General features: G+C 69.4%; 17 protein-coding genes. 10 read left to right on the top strand and 7 right to left on the bottom strand.

Annotated elements, in window-relative coordinates; genetic code table 11:
* Positions 1-27 precede the first annotated feature (27 nt).
* From IU449_RS20165 to IU449_RS29175, 3 genes are all read right to left on the bottom strand, one after another.
* Entirely contained in the window at positions 28-795 is a 768-nt protein-coding gene (locus IU449_RS20165; protein ID WP_195003651.1) for a glycerophosphodiester phosphodiesterase, read from the bottom strand.
* Complete coding sequence (locus tag IU449_RS20160) at positions 792-1,865, bottom strand: DUF4328 domain-containing protein (protein ID WP_195003650.1); 1,074 nt, start codon at positions 1,863-1,865, stop codon at positions 792-794. Before IU449_RS20160 ends, IU449_RS20165 begins: the two co-directional genes overlap by 4 nt.
* Before the next feature lie 157 nt (positions 1,866-2,022).
* A complete protein-coding gene (locus IU449_RS29175) occupies positions 2,023-2,397 on the bottom strand; it encodes a rhodanese-like domain-containing protein (protein ID WP_416382194.1) in 375 nt (124 codons plus the stop codon).
* Positions 2,398-2,958: 561 nt separating this feature from the next.
* Here IU449_RS29175 and IU449_RS20150 point away from each other — a divergent pair.
* From IU449_RS20150 to IU449_RS20135, 4 genes are all read left to right on the top strand, one after another.
* Positions 2,959-3,570 (top strand): hypothetical protein, encoded by a 612-nt coding sequence (locus IU449_RS20150; protein ID WP_195003648.1) that lies wholly within the window; start codon positions 2,959-2,961, stop codon positions 3,568-3,570.
* 354 nt (positions 3,571-3,924) lie between these two features.
* Positions 3,925-4,545 (top strand): superoxide dismutase, encoded by a 621-nt coding sequence (locus IU449_RS20145; RefSeq protein WP_195003647.1) that lies wholly within the window; start codon positions 3,925-3,927, stop codon positions 4,543-4,545.
* Positions 4,546-4,749: 204 nt separating this feature from the next.
* The gene (locus IU449_RS20140; RefSeq protein WP_195003646.1) at positions 4,750-5,277 is read left to right on the top strand and encodes a peptidase; all 528 of its coding nucleotides are present in this window, start codon (positions 4,750-4,752) and stop codon (positions 5,275-5,277) included.
* Between the two features lie 71 nt (positions 5,278-5,348).
* On the top strand, positions 5,349-6,167 hold the full coding sequence (locus IU449_RS20135; protein WP_195003645.1) for a class I SAM-dependent methyltransferase: 819 nt from the start codon (positions 5,349-5,351) through the stop codon (positions 6,165-6,167).
* A gap of 144 nt (positions 6,168-6,311) precedes the next feature.
* On the opposite strand, the gene IU449_RS20130 is transcribed toward IU449_RS20135, so the two are convergent.
* The gene (locus IU449_RS20130; protein WP_195003644.1) at positions 6,312-7,079 is read right to left on the bottom strand and encodes an SDR family NAD(P)-dependent oxidoreductase; all 768 of its coding nucleotides are present in this window, start codon (positions 7,077-7,079) and stop codon (positions 6,312-6,314) included.
* A gap of 112 nt (positions 7,080-7,191) precedes the next feature.
* Here IU449_RS20130 and IU449_RS20125 point away from each other — a divergent pair, with 112 nt between their 5' ends.
* Entirely contained in the window at positions 7,192-7,851 is a 660-nt protein-coding gene (locus IU449_RS20125) for a TetR/AcrR family transcriptional regulator (protein WP_195003643.1), read from the top strand.
* A gap of 4 nt (positions 7,852-7,855) precedes the next feature.
* On the opposite strand, the gene IU449_RS20120 is transcribed toward IU449_RS20125, so the two are convergent.
* The 3 genes from IU449_RS20120 to IU449_RS20110 form a co-directional block, all read right to left on the bottom strand.
* Positions 7,856-8,617, bottom strand: coding sequence for a TMEM165/GDT1 family protein (locus IU449_RS20120; RefSeq protein ID WP_195003642.1), 762 nt, complete (start codon positions 8,615-8,617; stop codon positions 7,856-7,858).
* A gap of 246 nt (positions 8,618-8,863) precedes the next feature.
* Positions 8,864-10,822, bottom strand: coding sequence for a molecular chaperone HtpG (gene htpG / locus IU449_RS20115; protein ID WP_195003641.1), 1,959 nt, complete (start codon positions 10,820-10,822; stop codon positions 8,864-8,866).
* On the bottom strand, positions 10,819-12,510 hold the full coding sequence (locus tag IU449_RS20110; RefSeq protein WP_324188350.1) for a TM0106 family RecB-like putative nuclease: 1,692 nt from the start codon (positions 12,508-12,510) through the stop codon (positions 10,819-10,821). Before IU449_RS20110 ends, htpG begins: the two co-directional genes overlap by 4 nt.
* 320 nt (positions 12,511-12,830) lie before the next feature.
* Between IU449_RS20110 and IU449_RS20105 the strand changes: the two genes are divergently transcribed.
* From IU449_RS20105 to IU449_RS20085, 5 genes are all read left to right on the top strand, one after another.
* Entirely contained in the window at positions 12,831-13,454 is a 624-nt protein-coding gene (locus IU449_RS20105; RefSeq protein WP_195003639.1) for a DUF6474 family protein, read from the top strand.
* Between the two features lie 5 nt (positions 13,455-13,459).
* Positions 13,460-13,999: a copper resistance CopC family protein gene (locus IU449_RS20100; RefSeq protein ID WP_195003638.1), complete on the top strand. Its 540-nt coding sequence runs from the start codon at positions 13,460-13,462 to the stop codon at positions 13,997-13,999.
* A 67-nt stretch (positions 14,000-14,066) separates the two neighbouring features.
* The gene (locus IU449_RS20095) at positions 14,067-14,996 is read left to right on the top strand and encodes a CopD family protein (RefSeq protein WP_195003637.1); all 930 of its coding nucleotides are present in this window, start codon (positions 14,067-14,069) and stop codon (positions 14,994-14,996) included.
* A 284-nt stretch (positions 14,997-15,280) separates the two neighbouring features.
* On the top strand, positions 15,281-15,661 hold the full coding sequence (locus tag IU449_RS20090) for a DUF5313 family protein (RefSeq protein ID WP_195003636.1): 381 nt from the start codon (positions 15,281-15,283) through the stop codon (positions 15,659-15,661).
* A 53-nt stretch (positions 15,662-15,714) separates the two neighbouring features.
* Complete coding sequence (locus tag IU449_RS20085; protein ID WP_195003635.1) at positions 15,715-15,936, top strand: RNA-binding S4 domain-containing protein; 222 nt, start codon at positions 15,715-15,717, stop codon at positions 15,934-15,936.
* Positions 15,937-15,939: the final 3 nt, after the last annotated feature.

The following is a 15,939-nucleotide window of genomic DNA, read 5'->3' as shown; positions in this document are numbered from 1 at the left end:
ACGCGGACAACGCGCCCGGCGTGCCGATCAGGGGTCGGTCAGCAGCGACTTGGTGCGGCCGGGATGGTTCGTCGCCACCCAGCTGACGCCCAGGTCGGCGCACAGTTCGACGTCGGCGGCCTCGTCCACGGTCCAGCAGTAGGTGGCCCGCCCGGCCGCCGCCGCCTTGTCCACCAGTTCGGGGTGCTCGCGCAGCGTCTTGACCGAGGGGCCGACAGCCGTGGCGCCGACCGTCGTTGCCGCGCCGCCACCGAGATAGCGCGAGGACTCACCCAGCAACACGGTCGGCAGCAGCGGAGCGGCCCGGCGGATGCGCCACACCGCGGTCGCCGCGAACGACATGACGACCGCGCGGGAATGATCGGCCGAGGCCGGGGTCGCGATCCCGTAGCGCTGGAGCTCGGCGAGCACTTTGTTCTCCACCAGCCCGCCGTAGCGGACCGGGTGCTTGGTCTCGATGAACAGCTTGGTGGGTCTGCTGCGCCAGTCGAGAACGAGTTCGATGAGTTCGCCGAGGGTCAGCACCGAGGCGGGTTCGCCGTCGGCGCCGAAGTCGAGATTCTTCAGCTCGTCCAGGGTCAGCTCGCTGACCAGGCCCGTGCCCGAGGAGGTACGGTCGACAGTGCGATCGTGCACGCAGACCAGATGTCCGTCCCTGGTGAGCCGGACATCGCATTCCACACCGTCGGCCCCCTCGGTCAGCGCCAGCTCGTACGCCGCGAGGGTGTGTTCGGGCCGCACCGCCGACGCCCCCCGGTGCGCGACGACGAACGGCGCGCGATTACCCCGGCTCACTTGGCCACGACCTCCTTCCGCAGCCGATCCTGCTCGTAGGACCGGTCCTGCTCGCCGTTGTCGATCCGTCGATCCTCGGTCATCGCGTCCTCGTCCGCATCCCGGGGTTCGGAACCGGCCTGCACCGGCGCGATGACCGGCACCGCCGGGTCGACGGTGACCACCCACCGATGGGCCATCCTGGCACGACCGCGCAGATCCCGGCCGTCGAAGTGCCGCACCACGGCCAGCGTCAGCACCGCGACCCCGGCGGCGAATGCGTCGGTGAACGCCGTGAAAGCGACACCGTCGGCCTGCACCTGCAGCGAATCGGCGGTGCGCCACAGCAGCGCGGCCGCCACCAGCAGCCCGTCCGCCACCCAGGCGAACCACCAGATCCGCACCGCACGCGCCAGCCGAGGATCCTCATGGGCGCCGGCGGCTTCGATGAGGTATACCCCCGGCCACAGCAGATTGACCACCGGCACCAGACAGCCGAAGGCGATGGCGATCGGCGAGCGCGGGTCGGTGGCGCCCGAGCGCGCGTAGGCGCGTCTGCGCAGGCGTACCAGCCAGCCGGTCAGTGCCACCGCGGCGGTCAGCGCGGACACCGCCGCGCCGATCGAGCAGATCCAGACGAGGACATCGGAGACGGCGAGCACCGTGGGGTCGATCAAGCGGGTCCGGTTACGCAGCAGGACGAGATAGCGCACGGTCTCGGCGAGCGCGGCCGCGCCGAACAGCGATGCGGTGATCAGCAGCAGCCGTTCGGCCCTCGGCGCGTAGCGCTCCACGCGGTGGTGGCTCGCCGGCGCGGCTGCCGCGGGGACATCGCGCAGGCCCCAGCGCGGGATCTCGCGATAGCGCGGCGTCGGCCCGAGCGATCGGGGCCGAGCGGATCGGTTCGCCTGACGTGCGGACCGGTGATCCGGTTTTCGTGCGACCCAGCGGTAATTGCGGCGCTGCGCGGGCGCGTCGATGGGCCCCGGCGAGAGCAGCACGCCGCGACAACGCGGGCACCAGTGCATCGGCGCCGTCTGGACCGCCCATCGCGCACCGCAGCGCGCACACGGCTGAACTACCGAACTCACCGCACCACCGAACTCACTCCCACTGGACTCACCGCGCATTCCCGCCCTTCGCCATCGGTAGACCGCTGTCAGTACATCGCTGTCAGTAAACCGCTGTCAGTAGACCGCTGTCGGTCAGTAGATCGCTGTCAGGAGATCACTGTCGCGAAGATCGCCGTCAGTAGATCTTCGCCTGTCGGTCTCCCTCCGCGACCAGCGGGCGACCGATCTGCTGCCAGGCCACCATGCCGCCTTCGACCTGCACAGTCTCGAAGCCGACATGGGCCAGGTACACGGCGACTTCGATCGAGCGTCCACCCTGACGGCAGATCACGTAGATCTCGCTGTCGTAGTCCAGTTCGTCGACGCGCGCGGGCACATCGACCATCGGGATGTTGACGGCCCCCGGCGCGTGGCCCGACTGCCATTCGTCTTCCTCGCGCACATCGAGCAGGATGGCGCGCCGTCCGCCCGAGTGCTCCGAGGGGACGGGCGTGTCGAATTCGCCGGGCACCTCGGCCACCTGGGCCGACGGAATTTCCGAGCTCCTCACAGTTCGATCCTGCCATGTGTCCCGCCGCGCGGGGAGATACCCGGGCCGACCGGGAGCAGCGGTATCCGCGCAAACCATTTTCCCGACCTGTGGTCTGTTTTCTCCGCCATGGCCGGTCCGTGCCCTGTTCGCTGTGGCCTGTGCATATCTTCGTCGAAGTTATCCACATAATCCACAACCTGATCCACAGGCGGCAGCTATCGCCGGACCGGGATTCACAGGGGCGAACTATAAGCAAACCCGCGATGAACGACGGTGCCCGGAAGCCGGATCACCGAGCGCCGGGAACGGGCGTCGCGGACGATCGATCCGGGACTCCCCTCCTAGAACATCCCGGAGCGATCGCCCGCCGACGCCTCGGAATCCGGCGGCGCAGCCCCTCACCCGCGGGCCGGGTGGCCGCGGGCCCGGCGCCGCCGCGGCATCCCGGCACCGGTCGGCCCGTACGGAATCCGACAACTACTTGGACGCGACGATCGCCGGATCGGTTCCATCCGAGCCACGACGTAACGAAAAGGCGAAATCTCGCATCAAGGCCCCCTGTCTCGCTAGCCTGGGCGCATGACTCAGACCAGGGGGCTTCGCGATGGATTCGATGCCGACGGACTCAACACCGCGCTCGCCGAGGCGGTCTGCCTCAATGCCGATGTCGACCCGGCCGCGGCACGATTGGTGCTCGACCTCGGCGTTCCGGTGCTTCCGGAGAACGGCGACGCCCCCCGCGAACGGCCACTGCGCCTGACCTTCAGCGGCGTCACCCGCATCGCCGCCTCGCTGCGCGTACACGCCTGGGGAGACGCGCCGCCGGACGTGCTTCCGCTGACCATCGACGGCCTGGCCAGGGCGATTCGCAGTTTCGGCGGCGGCCGCCTGCACGGCTGGGAGTACATCGACGTCGACGACAGCGGCTGGGCCCTGTGGCGCGAGCTGCTCAGCTTCGACACCGTGGTCGAGGACAGGGTGAGCGCCCACGTCCTGGAGTTCTCCCAGGAAGAGGGCACCAATCCGCGTGAACTCGACGTGCGGGTGTGGTTCGACGACCTCACCATCCACGACCGGTCGGGCACCGAGATTCCGCTGGCCGACTTCATCGCCAACGGCGCGCGGTGGTGGCAGGCCCACGACAAGGGCGATCCGCGCACGCTCGAGTTCGAGATCATCCCGCCGCTGTGACCGGGAGTGCGTGAAATCGGCCACATGACGGTCGGATCCGCATGACAACGATGTCCACATCGGTGTCATTGACATCGTTCATGCCGGGAACCAAGATCAGCTCGTCCCGGCGGGTAACGCCTGTTCCGGCGACACCGACGCCGGTTCGGGCAACCGCACCCGCCCGGCCCCGCCCGCGGCCGGGCCACCCGCTCGGATCGCGGTGGACGGCGGAATCGCGCGGTTGCCCGTCGATCACCCGATCACGGGCGGAACACCGGGGCGTACGGGTGAGTTGGTACCGAGCGGGTGTACGAATGATGGCTGGGGCGCCCACAACCGGGCGCCACAGCCCGACATCGAGGAAGGGACATCGTGGCTGAGTACACGCTGCCAGATCTGGACTACGACTACAGCGCTCTGGAGCCCCATATCTCCGGGCAGATCAACGAGATCCACCACTCCAAGCACCACGCGGCCTACGTCGCCGGTGTGAACACCGCGCTGGAGAAGCTGGAAGCCGCTCGCGAGGCCGGCGACCACAGCGCCATCTTCCTGCACGAGAAGAACCTGGCCTTCCACCTCGGCGGCCACGTCAACCACTCGATCTGGTGGAAGAACCTGTCCCCCAACGGTGGCGACAAGCCGGTCGGCGAGCTCGCCGCGGCCATCGACGACCAGTTCGGCTCGTTCGACAAGTTCCGCGCCCAGTTCACCGCCGCCGCCAACGGCCTGCAGGGCTCGGGCTGGGCGGTGCTCGGCTACGACACCCTCGGCCAGAAGCTGCTGACCTTCCAGCTCTACGACCAGCAGGCCAACGTGCCGCTGGGCATCATCCCGCTGCTGCAGGTCGACATGTGGGAGCACGCCTTCTACCTGCAGTACAAGAACGTCAAGGCCGACTACGTGACGGCCTTCTGGAATGTCGTCAACTGGGCCGATGTGCAGGATCGCTTCGCGCGCGCCGTCGGCCAGGGCAAGGGCCTGGTCTTCTGATCCGGTAGCACCCGCCCGGTGGCAGCCGGAGCACACATGGCCGCGGTCTCCTCACCCGAGGAGGCCGCGGCTTCGTCGTTTCGTACCTCATCTGGCACTCACTGGTACTTGTGTGCCAAATGACGTATCGGTCATTCTCGGGATCCAGACATTTCGCGGATGGGCACCGCCGCCCCCGGTAGCCGGAGTTCGGGAGGCACAGACATGACGATCGGCGACTCCATCGGTATCACCCCGTTCCACGCCCACGGCAGCCTGCGTGGGTTCATCATCTCCGGGCGCTGGCCCGACACCACCAAGGAATGGGCGCAGGTGCTGGTGCTCGCGGTGCGGGTGGCCTCGCTGCCCGGCCTGCTGCCGACCACGACGGTCTTCGGGGTACGCGAGGAGTTGCCCGACGATCCGCGTCCCGGCACGGTGGGCATGGTGCTGGCCGAGGGACCGGTACTGGGAGAACAGGCCCTGGAACCGGGCGCGTTCGCCGCGCACATTCCGCCCGCGCTGCTGATGCTGCACCCGCCTGCCGAGACCAGTCCTTCGCTACCGGAGTGCGTGGGCGCGGCCTCGGGCTGCGTGCTGCTGCCCGGGGTGCCGCACCTGGGGCTCGAACATCGCGCGGCCTGGGCGGAGGCGGAGGCCGACGGCACGGTCACCTCGCTGGTCAGCCGGGTCGGGCTGGATCCGATCAGCGATCCGGATACCGCGGTGCTGGCCATGCTGCTGGCCGCCTGAATCTTCGCCCTCGACGCGTGCGGGGGCGCGCTGCCGGATAGCCTGTGTCGGTCGAAAGGAATCCGGCAGACATGTCCAGTATCCCGCTGCCGGCGGCGAAGACATGGGATCTGGCCGCCGAAGGCTACGCTTCGTACTCCCGCAGGCAGATGTCGACCTATTCGGCGCGAGCGCTCGAACTCGTCGGCGTCGACGCCCGATCCCGGGTGCTGGATGTGGCCGCCGGGCCCGGCACACTGACGCTGCTCGCGGCGCCGCGGGTCGCCGAGGTACAGGCGGTCGACTTCTCCCCGGAGATGGTGCGGCTGCTGCGTGAGCAGGCCGAGGCCGCCGGTTTCGGCAACGTCGAGGTTCGGCTCGGCGACGGTCAGCACCTGCCCTACGCCGACGCGTCGTTCGACGCCGCCTTCTCGATGTTCGGCCTGATGTTGTTTCCCGACCGCCGCCGTGGCTTCGCGGAGATGTTCCGGGTGTTGCGGCCCGGTGGTGGCGCGGTCGTGTCCAGCTGGGCGCCGGTCGCGGAGTCCTCGCTGATGCGGACGGTGTACGCGGCGCTGTGCGCGGCCGGATCGATCACCGAAGAGCCCGCGCCGGTCTACTCGAGCCTGGAGAATCCGGAGGTCTTCGCGAGCGAGATGCGCGATGCCGGCTTCGCCGGGGTCTCCATCCAGCGCCACACCAGCACGGTGACATTCCCGAGTGCCGTCAGCTTCCTCGAGCACATGCTGCGGGGCAGCGCGCCGCTGACACTGATGCGTCACGAGGTCGGCGAGGTGGAGTGGCGACGGCACGCGGAGATCATGTGCGCCTACCTCGAGGAGAACTACCGGCCGAACGCCCCGCTGACGACGACCGCCTTGCTGGGAATCGGTCACCGTCCCGAGGACTGACCCGGTCGTCGGCGACGCCGGGGGCACGAACGGGCCGCCCGACTGTTGCGCACCGGGCGGGCATTCCGGCGCGGGAACGGCGAAGGCCGCCGCCGAATCGAGTTCGGCGACGGCCTTCGCGGGTGCGGAGCGGTGTTCGGGCGATCAGCGCGGCGCCATGCGCAGCGCGCCGTCCATCCGGATGGTCTCGCCGTTGAGGTAGTCGTGTTCGACGATGTACTGCGCCAGCTGCGCGTACTCGTCGGGCCGGCCCAGGCGCGAGGGGAACGGCACGCCTGCCTCGAGGCCCTTGCGGTACTCCTCGGTCACGCCGGCCAGCATCGGGGTGTCGATGATGCCGGGGGCGATGGTGTTCACGCGGATGCCGAACTGCGCCAGGTCGCGCGCGGCCGGAACCGTCATGCCGTGCACGCCGCCCTTGGACGCCGAGTAGGCGATCTGACCGATCTGGCCCTCGAAGGCCGCGACGGAGGCGGTGTTGATGACGACGCCGCGCTGGCCGTACTCGTCGACCGGCTCGGTCTTGGCGATGGCGTCGGCGGCCAGGCGCATGACGTTGAAGCTGCCGAGCAGATTGACCGTGATCACGGTGCGGAACAGTTCGAGGTCGTGCGGTCCGTTCTTGGACAGGATACGACCCGCCCAGCCGACACCGGCGCAGTTGACCACGACGCGCAGCGGCACACCGGACTCGACGACCTGCGCGACGGCGGCGGACACCTCGTCGTTGCTGGTGACATCGGCCGGGATGAGGGTGACGCCTGCAGGCACATTGTCACCGGCGCGCTCGATCGACGCGGGCACATCCAGGCCGAAAACGGTGGCGCCCAGCTCGGCGAAACGCTTGGCGGTAGCGGCGCCCAGGCCGCTTGCGCCGCCGGTGATGATGGCGGCGGAACCCGAAATCTCCACGATGGTCCTCTCGTTCGTGACAGCCAGTTGGCCCTTCGTCAATGGCACCCTAACCCGTGCCACTCGAGCCCCCACCCACGGCTCCCTCGAACACAGCGGGGAAAATCGAGGTATGCAGCGAAAGGCAGGCAGCGCGCGCCAGCTCCCCCGGGGACGCCACGGGCTGCCCAGGGAGCAGGTGATCGCCTCCCAACGGGACCGGATCCTGGACGCGATGGCCGATGCCATGGCCGCGCAGGGATATGTCAATACCTCGGTGGCGGCGGTGCTCAAGCGGGCGGGCGTGTCACGGGAGACCTTCTACGAACAGTTCCGCTCGAAGGAGGACTGTTTCGAAGCCGCCTACGCCCGCGCGGTGGAGCGGCTCGTCGCGCGGATCGCCGCGGCGGCGGACAGACACGAGGACGCACCGGTCGACCGGCCCGATCTGGAGCGGATGGACCGGCTGGTGACCGCCTATCTCGAGGGTCTGGTGGAGGATCCCGCCTATGCCCGGCTGTACCTGGTCGAGGTGTACGCGGTCGGATCGAAGGCGTTGGCCACCAGGGCGCAGTTGCAGGCCTCCTTCGTGGCGCTGATCGCGGAGGTGCTCGACGCCCGGACCGACGCGCAGCGCTTCGCGTGCATCGCCTTCGCCGCGGCGGTGGGGGCGATGGCGACGGCCCGCATCGCCGCCGACGACCTCGACGGTTTGCGGCGATTGCGCGAACCTCTGCTGGATATGGTGCGCCGGGGCGGCGCGCTCTACGGCGGGCCGCCGACGCAGGATTGAGCGCTCAGCGGGCGGCGGGCAGGGTGTCGGTCTCCGCACCCGCAGGCGCGAGCACATCCATCGCTTCCGCATCCGCCGGAGGCGCTGGGTCCACGGACGCCGGGGTGCGGCGGCCGCGCAGCAGCGGTCCGGCCGCGACACCGGCGACGAGCGCGACGACCGCCGCCACGATGGCCGCCGCCACCAGCGGCGCGACTGTCAGCGCGGACAGCAGCGTGACGGTGCCGATGACCGTGAACAGCACGCCCGAGACCACGCCGATGAGCCGTTCGGGCAGATGCTTGCCCACCAGGATGCCGACCGCGATGGCCAGGCCGTCGGCGGCCACCATGCCGATGGTCGAGCCGAGCCAGACGCCGAACCAGTGGTTGTCGGTGGCGAGTGCGGCGGTGGCGAACATTGTCCGGTCGCCCAACTCGGCGAGCAGGACGGCGGAGAGCACGACCAGGAACGGCGCGGCGGTGCTGCGGGGGGCGGCGGGCGCTTGCTCCTCGTCCGCGGACAGGTGCTCGCGCAACGTCCAGAGTCCGACCGCCAGGAAGGTTGTCGCCGCGACGAAGGCGATCGCGGTGGTGGGCAGGGACGCGCCGAGGAAGTAGCCGATCGCGACCGAGATGACGTGCACGCCCGCGGTGGCGGCGGCGATCGCGCCCAGCACGACCCACCACCGATAGCGCAGCGCGAAGGTCAGCGCCATCAGCTGGGACTTGTCCCCGAGTTCGGCCAGAAAGACGATGCCGATACTCAGTGCGATGGTGGCGGTCATGGTCGGTGATTACTCCCCTGCTCGGGCTCGTCGACTGCCCGGCCTCCGAGATTACCTCGAGCAAACCTTCCCTGCCACTGCCCTCATCTCGAAAAACCAATGCGCGCAATAAGTTTGGATGCCCAGTAGACGAAGTTCGGCTACCCTTACGCAACTGTCGGCAATCCCGGCGAGCAGGGGCACGCGCAGACGAAAGCGGCCCCCTCCCGCCGAAAGCGGAAGGGGGCCGGTGGTTTCGCGCCGCGGCTAGAGCGTGCGTGTCAGCCGTTCGGTGAGGATCTGCGCGAAGCGCGCGGGGTCCTTCAGCTCGCCGCCCTCGGCCAGCACCGCCGTGCCGTACAGCAGTTCGGCGGTCTCTGTGAGCTCGGGCACCTTGCCCTCGTCGGCATCGGGCTTGCGCTGGTCGTAGGCGTCGCGCAGGCCGGTCACCAGCGGGTGGGTCGGATTCAGTTCCAGGATTCGCTTGCTCACCGGCAGCTCCTGGCCGGACGCGCGGTACATGCGCTCGAGCATGGGCGTGAAGTCGAAGACATCGCCGACCAGGCAGGCGGGCGAGGTGGTGAGCCGGTTGGTCAGGCGCACCTCCTTGATGTTCTCCTCCAGGGTGTTGCCCAGCCAGGTCAGCAGGTCGGCGAACTCCTTGTCCTGCTGCTCGCGCAGCGCCTCGGAGGCCTTCTTCTCGTCCTCGGACTCCAGGTCGACCTCGCCCTTGGCGATGGACTGGAAGCGCTTGCCGTCGAACTCCGGCACCGAGCCGACCCACATCTCGTCGACCGGGTCGGTCAGGATCAGCACCTCGCGGCCCTTGGCCTCGAAGGCCTCCATGTGCGGCGAGCGCTCGATCTGATCCCTGGACTCGCCGGTCATGTAGTAGATGACGTCCTGGCCCTCGGGCATCCGCTCGACATACTGCGCGAGCGTGGTCGCCTCGGACTCCGAATGCGTCGAGGCGAACGAGCTGACCTGCAGGATGGTCTCGCGGTTGTCGAAGTCCGAGAGCAGGCCCTCCTTGAGGACGCGGCCGAACTCGCGCCAGAAGGTCTGGTACTTGCTCTGGTCCTCGGCGCCCTGCAGATCCTTGACCGTGGACAGCACCTTCTTGACCAGGCGCTTGCGGATCATCTGGATCTGGCGGTCCTGCTGCAGGATCTCGCGCGAGACATTGAGCGAGAGGTCCTGGGCGTCGACCACGCCCTTGACGAAGCGCAGGTACTCCGGCATGAGTTCTTCGCAGTTGTCCATGATGAACACCCGCTTGACGTAGAGCTGCACGCCGCGCTTGTGCTCGCGAGTGAACAGGTCGAAGGGCGCCTGCGAGGGCAGGAACAGCAGTGCCTGGTATTCGAACGTGCCCTCGGCCTTGAGCGGAATGATCTCGAGCGGCTCGTCCCAGGCGTGGCTGACGTGGTGGTAGAACTCCTTGTACTCCTGCTCGGAGACCTCCGAGCGCGGGCGCGTCCACAGCGCCTTCTGCGAGTTGAGGGTCTGCTCTTCGACGAGGGTCTTCTCCTGCTTCTCCTCGCCCTCGCCTTCGGTGACGGTCCGCTCGACGCTCATACGGACCGGCCAGGCGATGAAATCGGAGTATTTCTTGACGATCTCGCGGAGCTTCCACTCCTGCGTGTAGTCGAAGAGGTGATCTTCCTCGTCGGCCGGCTTGAGATACAGCGTCACGGCGGTGCCCTGCGGGGCCTCGTCGAGATCTTCGATGGTGTAGGTGGAGCTGCCCGCCGCCGACTCCCACCGGGTGGCCCCGGTCTCGCCCGCCTTGCGGGTGGTCAGCACGACCTTGTCGGCGACCATGAAGGTGGAGTAGAACCCGATACCGAACTGGCCGATCAGCTCCTCGGTGGCGGCCTCGGACTTGGCCTCGGCGAGTTGCTTGCGTACCTGCGCGGTGCCGGACTTGGCCAGCGTGCCGATCAGGTCGACGACCTCCGCGCGCGACATGCCGATGCCGTTGTCCCGGACGGTGAGGACGCGCTGATCCTTGTCGACTTCCAGCTCGATGTGCAGGTCGGAGGTGTCGACCTGCAGATCCTTGTCCTGGAAGGACGCCAGTCGCAGCTTGTCCAGTGCATCGGACGCGTTCGAGATCAGCTCGCGAAGGAACGTGTCCTTGTTGGAGTAGACGGAATGGATCATCAGCTCGAGCAGCTGATGGGTTTCTGCCTGGAACTCGAGTTGTTCGACGTGCTCTGTCACGACGACAGGGTACCGCCGCCGCCGAGCGGAATCGCCGCGGGCACGTGCGTGAAATCGGCCAGCGAGGGCACCTGCGCCACCGCGCTGTGCGGGTTGGCCACACGGGGCGCCATCCACTCCCGCAGCGTCATGGTGGCGCGCACATCGTCCTCGTTGTATTCCAGCAGGCGGGTGCGCTGGCCGAGGTCGGGTGCACCGTCGTAGCCGACCGCGAGCCGATACCAGCTCATCGACGCCTCGCCGCTCGCCTCCGGGTCACGCCAGGAGAACCCGGCCACCGGGGCGACCTTCTTGAGGCCCTTGCCGTTGGGGCAGATGAACTGTTCGGTGACCGCCTGGAACATGTCCACCCACTCGGGCCCGTCGACGAAGGCGCGCACCTGTTCGACGGTCGGCACCCCCGCCATACCGGCGAACCGCTGGGCCGACTCGTACAGCCATTTGTCCTCGGCGGTACGCGAATAGCAGTAGGCCGCGAAGGTCTTGCCCGCCGCGTGCGCCTGGGCGCGCACCGTCATCAGCCAGGTCCAGAACTCGCCGAAGGAGCGACCCTCGTCCCTGGTGGGCAGCGGATCCCAGGTCACGAACGGACGGTACCGCCCGTCGAGCAGCGTGCCCCACAGGTAGGCGCCGTATTCCTGGTAGCTCTCCAGATCGACGTCGACCTCGACGTCGGCGCGGCGCACCTGCACCCGGTCGAAGCGACGCACCAGCGGAGCGCCCGCCAACCAGGCGCGGGCGGTGACCACGGCCTCGTCGAAGGGGCCGTGCTGCCAGTCCTGCGGATCCTCCCCCGTCCACGCGGCGAGTTCCTCGATGGTGGCGACCCCGTGCCCGCGCAGCACCTCCGCTCGCGACCCGGGCGCGACCAGGCTGACATCGCGGCGCTCGGTCAGCCATTGCTCGCAGCTGGGCCCCTCGATTCCCCGTGTCCACCACGGACATTGCCTGCACTCGGGCACCTTGGCGGGTGCGGTGGGCGATTGGCCGCGCACCACGGCGATGCGATCGGCGTAGCGGCGGTCGTAGTCGTCGAGCATCACGGCGATGTCGTGCACCAGGATTCGGTCGGACTGCAGGCCGATCACACCGCCGAGCAGGCTCGGGCTGGCCAGGCCGTGGCGCTGCAACATCCGGTAGAGATGGGCCAGGCGCTGCTGGTCGCGCGGCTGCTGGCGCAACTTGCGGGACTTGTCCGGCTGCGGATCCCAGCGCACCGGGTCCGAGGTCAGGGGGTGGAAGTCGGCCGGACCCGGCCTGCGCGGATCGGTGACCTTGTGGTTGACCACGATGATCGGGATGTACCCGCCGCGCTCGGTGTCGCGCATCAGGATCTCCGAGCCGCCGCGCCTGCCCGTGTCGGGTTCCTGCGGCAGCAGCCCGCCCCAGATCCATTGCGCTCCGGCCGTCAACGCGCCCACGGTCGCCTCGGCGCGCTCGCCCGCCCGCAGCGCCGGATCCACGATCACCCACTGCGACGGGGCCGCCGCCACGAGGGTGTCGCGTACCGAGGCGCGGTGCGCGGCGGCGGCCTCCCGGCGCTGGCGCACCCCGGAATCCTCGATCACACCGGTGAGTTCACCGCCGTGCGCGGCGTCCATGCGCAGCCGGTGACGGCAGCCGATCAGGGCGCGCGCATCGAGATAGCCGGTGACCGCCTCGGTGAAACCGGTGGGCGTTTCGGGCACGTCGATCCCGGCCGGCCGCACCGCGGCCGAGCCCTCGTCCTCGCGACCGTGGCGGTCGCCGCTGCCCGAATTCACCTAAGCAGTATGGTCCAGACCCCCGACACCCCCGCGCACCGCATGAATCCCCGGGCACCGCGCGATCCGCACCGCGTATCCGCACCGCGTGATCCCGGCACCCGGCGAACACGCGCCTGCCCGGCACTATCGCAGCACCGCGCGCCGACCGGATAAGGTGGGCGCGAACCGCGTGGTACAGGGGCGGACGACGCACTACGGCGACGCGCTCGATGGCAGAACGGCATGACGGAGGGCCTTTTCCGATGGGGTTGTTCACGAAACGCACACGGCGCCCGAGCCGCAGGGCCGAGGCCAAGGCCCTCAAGCACAAGGCCGGGTTGGAAGCCAAGCTGGCCGCCAAGAACGATCGCAAGTCCCGCCGTGCCGAGCAGCGCCTGCAGCGCAAGGTCGCCAAGCAGCAGGTCGCCACCCTCGAGGCCGAGGAGAAGGCCGCGCTGAAGATCGCCGCCAAGGCCGAACGCGACCCGTTCAGCGCCGGCCAGGTCAAGAAGTACATCGGTGTGGCCAGGGTGCTGATCCCGGTGCTCGCGCCGCTGGCCTACCGGGGCGCCACCTTCGTGCGTGGTCAGCTCGACACCCGCCGAGCGCAGCAGCTGGGCATCGGCATCGAGCAGCTCGGCGAATACACCGGGCACGGCGCGAAGCTGCAGGCCAGGATCGCCAACACCGAGGCAGCGCTGGATCGAGTGCAGGACCCCGGCGGCGATTTCGTCGCCGCCGCCAAGGACCGGCTGGCCGGCCTCGGCACCGCTGTCCGCACGGCCGAGCAGATGCCCCCGGCGCGCAGGCGCGGGGTGCACGCCTCGATCTCCCACGAGCTGTCCGGTATCGAGGCCGAGGTGCTCGCGCGCCTCGGGGTGCGCTGATCACCATGCCGAAACACCTCACGCGCGCCCTGATCACCGCGCTGCTCGCCCTGGGCATGGCATTGACGGCGAGCGGGGTCGCGACCGCGCATTCCGGAGCGGTCGGCAGCGTGCCCGAAGACGGCGCGCGGATCGATGCCGGACCGGAGCGGGTGGTCGTGATGTTCAACGAGGAACTGCAGCCCGGCTTCCCCTCGCTGACGCTGGTGGGACCGGACGGCAATCTCTGGTCCAAGGGTGAGCCGACGATCGAGGGCAAGTCCGTCAGCGTCGCCGCGGGTGAACTCGGTCCGGCCGGTGAGTACACGATCGCCTTCCGGGTCACCTCCGCCGACGGGCATGTGGTGAGCGGGACGCGCACCTTCACCCTGACCACTCCGGGCCAAGGCGTCCCGGGGGAGCGCGCCGACGGCAAGAGCGCCGACGCCGCCGAGGAGGACTCCGGGTTCCCGTTGTGGCTGCTGATCGTCGGCGTCGTGGTGTTGCTCGGCGTGGGACTCGCCGTGGTGCTCTTCGGCTTCCGGGGCCGAGACAACCGCGCGTGATACCGCGTCCTGGCACGAGGCGGGGTCGGCACGCGAGGCGCGCCGCGAGCGTGCGCGCGCCGCTGCGGTGAGCACGCCGACCACCGGCCGGGATGCGACCGCCGTGCTGGCGGTCGTGCCCGCCGGCCTGCTCGGGGTCGGCCTGGCCTGGTCGCTCGCCCGGCCCGACGTCGCGCTCGTCGCGGGCACAGTGCGGGTACTGGCCGACTGTGTGGGCGCGACGGTGCTCGGCCTGGCCGCGCTGCCCCGGCTGCACGACCGGTTGCGCACGCCGTGGCTGCTGCTCGCGGTGCTCGGCGGGATCTGGTGGGCCGCCGAGGTGGCCGTACTGGTGTCCGCGGCCGCCGAGGTGGTCGGGACGGCGGTGTCGGATCTGAGCGCCGAGCAGTTCACCACCTACTCGAGCGAGGTCAGCGGTGGCCGGATCGGGCTCGCGGTGCTGATCGGCATCGCCGCGCTCACCGGGTACTCGGCGTTGGCCTTCCGGCGCGACGCCGACCTGTCCGCCGATCTGGTGCTGGTGTTCGCGGCGGTCGCGTTGGCGTTGCGGCCCATCACCGGGCACATGTCCCAACAGCCGCTGGGCTCGGTGCTGGCGGCGGTGCACGCGCTCGCGGCGGCCACCTGGCTCGGCGTGCTGGTGGCGCTGGCACTGGTGGTGCGCGGCCGCGGTGAATGGGCGGCGGCGCTGCCGCGCTATTCGGCGATCGCCCTGCCGTCGGCCGGGGTGGTCGCGGCGACCGGAGCGTTGAACGGGGTGATCCGGCTCGGCGGCCCGGCCGAGCTGTTCGACACCGGTTACGGGCGCATCCTGGCCGCCAAGGCGACGGTGCTGCTCGGCCTGCTGGTGCTGGGCTGGTGGTGGCGGCGGTACTGGGTGCGCCGCGCGCGCGGGCACCGGATGAGCGCGGCGGACTCGCTGCGCCGGGCGGTGCTCGACGTGGCGCTGATGGCGGTCGCGTTCGGTCTTGCCGCGGCGCTCGCCGTCACCGCCTGATCCACCGGTATCCGCACCGATACAGTGACGCCATGACCGCTGTGAAGATCGCAGGCCCAGCGGCGCGGACCGCTGCGAGGTCGACGCCATCGTCGACTACCGGGTCCCCGGCGGACTGGCGGGCAAGGCGCTCGGACGCACCATCGAGCCGTTCGTGAAGGTCGCGGTCAAGCGCACCACCGACAACCTGCTACGCGAGATCGCCGCGTTCCATTCCCGGCGTTCGGCCTGAGACGGGCATCGCGCACGACGAACACGATGACGGGCCGTGGGATGCTGAGTGCATGAGCGAACGCACCACTCCGACCCTCGTGCAGCGGATCGGCTACATCTGCGGCAAGACCCTGCCCGCATCGATGTCGGACTGGGTGCTCGACGATGTGACCGGTCCGGGCGCGACCAGGCGCTACCTGACCCGCTTCCTCGTCCCGATCCTGCCGGTGCTGTGCCTGTTTCTGTTGCTGCCCGGCCCGGCGTGGATGGGACTGTCGATGATGGCGCTGCTGTACCTGCCGCTGATCTACTTCACCATCGCGCTGATGTACGTCTATCGCAGACATCGGCTGATCAAGCACGGTCTCGACCCCTCGCTGGCCGATGCCGAAGCCAGGGCGCGCGGACGCGCCGAGCGCCTGGACTACGAGCGCAGGCACGGCCGCGCCTGAGCCCCGGCCGCACCCGAAAGGTCGGCGACGAGCCCGCGGGCGATAATCGAACCATGTCCGAGCCTGTCGACGTCCCCATTTCCGATGACCAGATCAAGCTCGGCCAGTTCCTCAAACTGGCCGATCTGATCGAATCCGGCGCGGAGGCCAAGACCGTGATCGCGGCCGGACTGGTCCGGGTCAACGACGAAGTCGAACTGCGGCGCGGACGGCAACTGCAGGCGGGCGACGTGGTCACCCTGGCGGGACGTCAGGTCCAGGTGTCCGGGGCCTGAGTA

Origin of the sequence: Nocardia higoensis (assembly GCF_015477835.1) — a bacterium.
GTDB classification, from domain to species: Bacteria; Actinomycetota; Actinomycetes; order Mycobacteriales; family Mycobacteriaceae; genus Nocardia; species Nocardia higoensis_A.
Note: the sequence above shows the minus strand (reverse complement) of the source record. Positions and strands in the feature narration are given on the sequence as shown.

What these genes read in the sequence shown, in the direction of transcription:
- IU449_RS20150 (WP_195003648.1), top strand. Translation starts at nt 2,959, where the DNA reads ATGACTCAGACCAGGGGGCTTCGCGATGGATTCGATGCCGACGGACTC.
- IU449_RS20140 (WP_195003646.1), top strand. Translation starts at nt 4,750, where the DNA reads ATGACGATCGGCGACTCCATCGGTATCACCCCGTTCCACGCCCACGGC.
- IU449_RS20135 (WP_195003645.1), top strand. Translation starts at nt 5,349, where the DNA reads ATGTCCAGTATCCCGCTGCCGGCGGCGAAGACATGGGATCTGGCCGCC.
- IU449_RS20125 (WP_195003643.1), top strand. Translation starts at nt 7,192, where the DNA reads ATGCAGCGAAAGGCAGGCAGCGCGCGCCAGCTCCCCCGGGGACGCCAC.
- IU449_RS20120 (WP_195003642.1), bottom strand. Translation starts at nt 8,617, where the DNA reads ATGACCGCCACCATCGCACTGAGTATCGGCATCGTCTTTCTGGCCGAA.
- IU449_RS20105 (WP_195003639.1), top strand. Translation starts at nt 12,831, where the DNA reads ATGGGGTTGTTCACGAAACGCACACGGCGCCCGAGCCGCAGGGCCGAG.
- IU449_RS20100 (WP_195003638.1), top strand. Translation starts at nt 13,460, where the DNA reads ATGCCGAAACACCTCACGCGCGCCCTGATCACCGCGCTGCTCGCCCTG.
- IU449_RS20090 (WP_195003636.1), top strand. Translation starts at nt 15,281, where the DNA reads ATGAGCGAACGCACCACTCCGACCCTCGTGCAGCGGATCGGCTACATC.
- IU449_RS20085 (WP_195003635.1), top strand. Translation starts at nt 15,715, where the DNA reads ATGTCCGAGCCTGTCGACGTCCCCATTTCCGATGACCAGATCAAGCTC.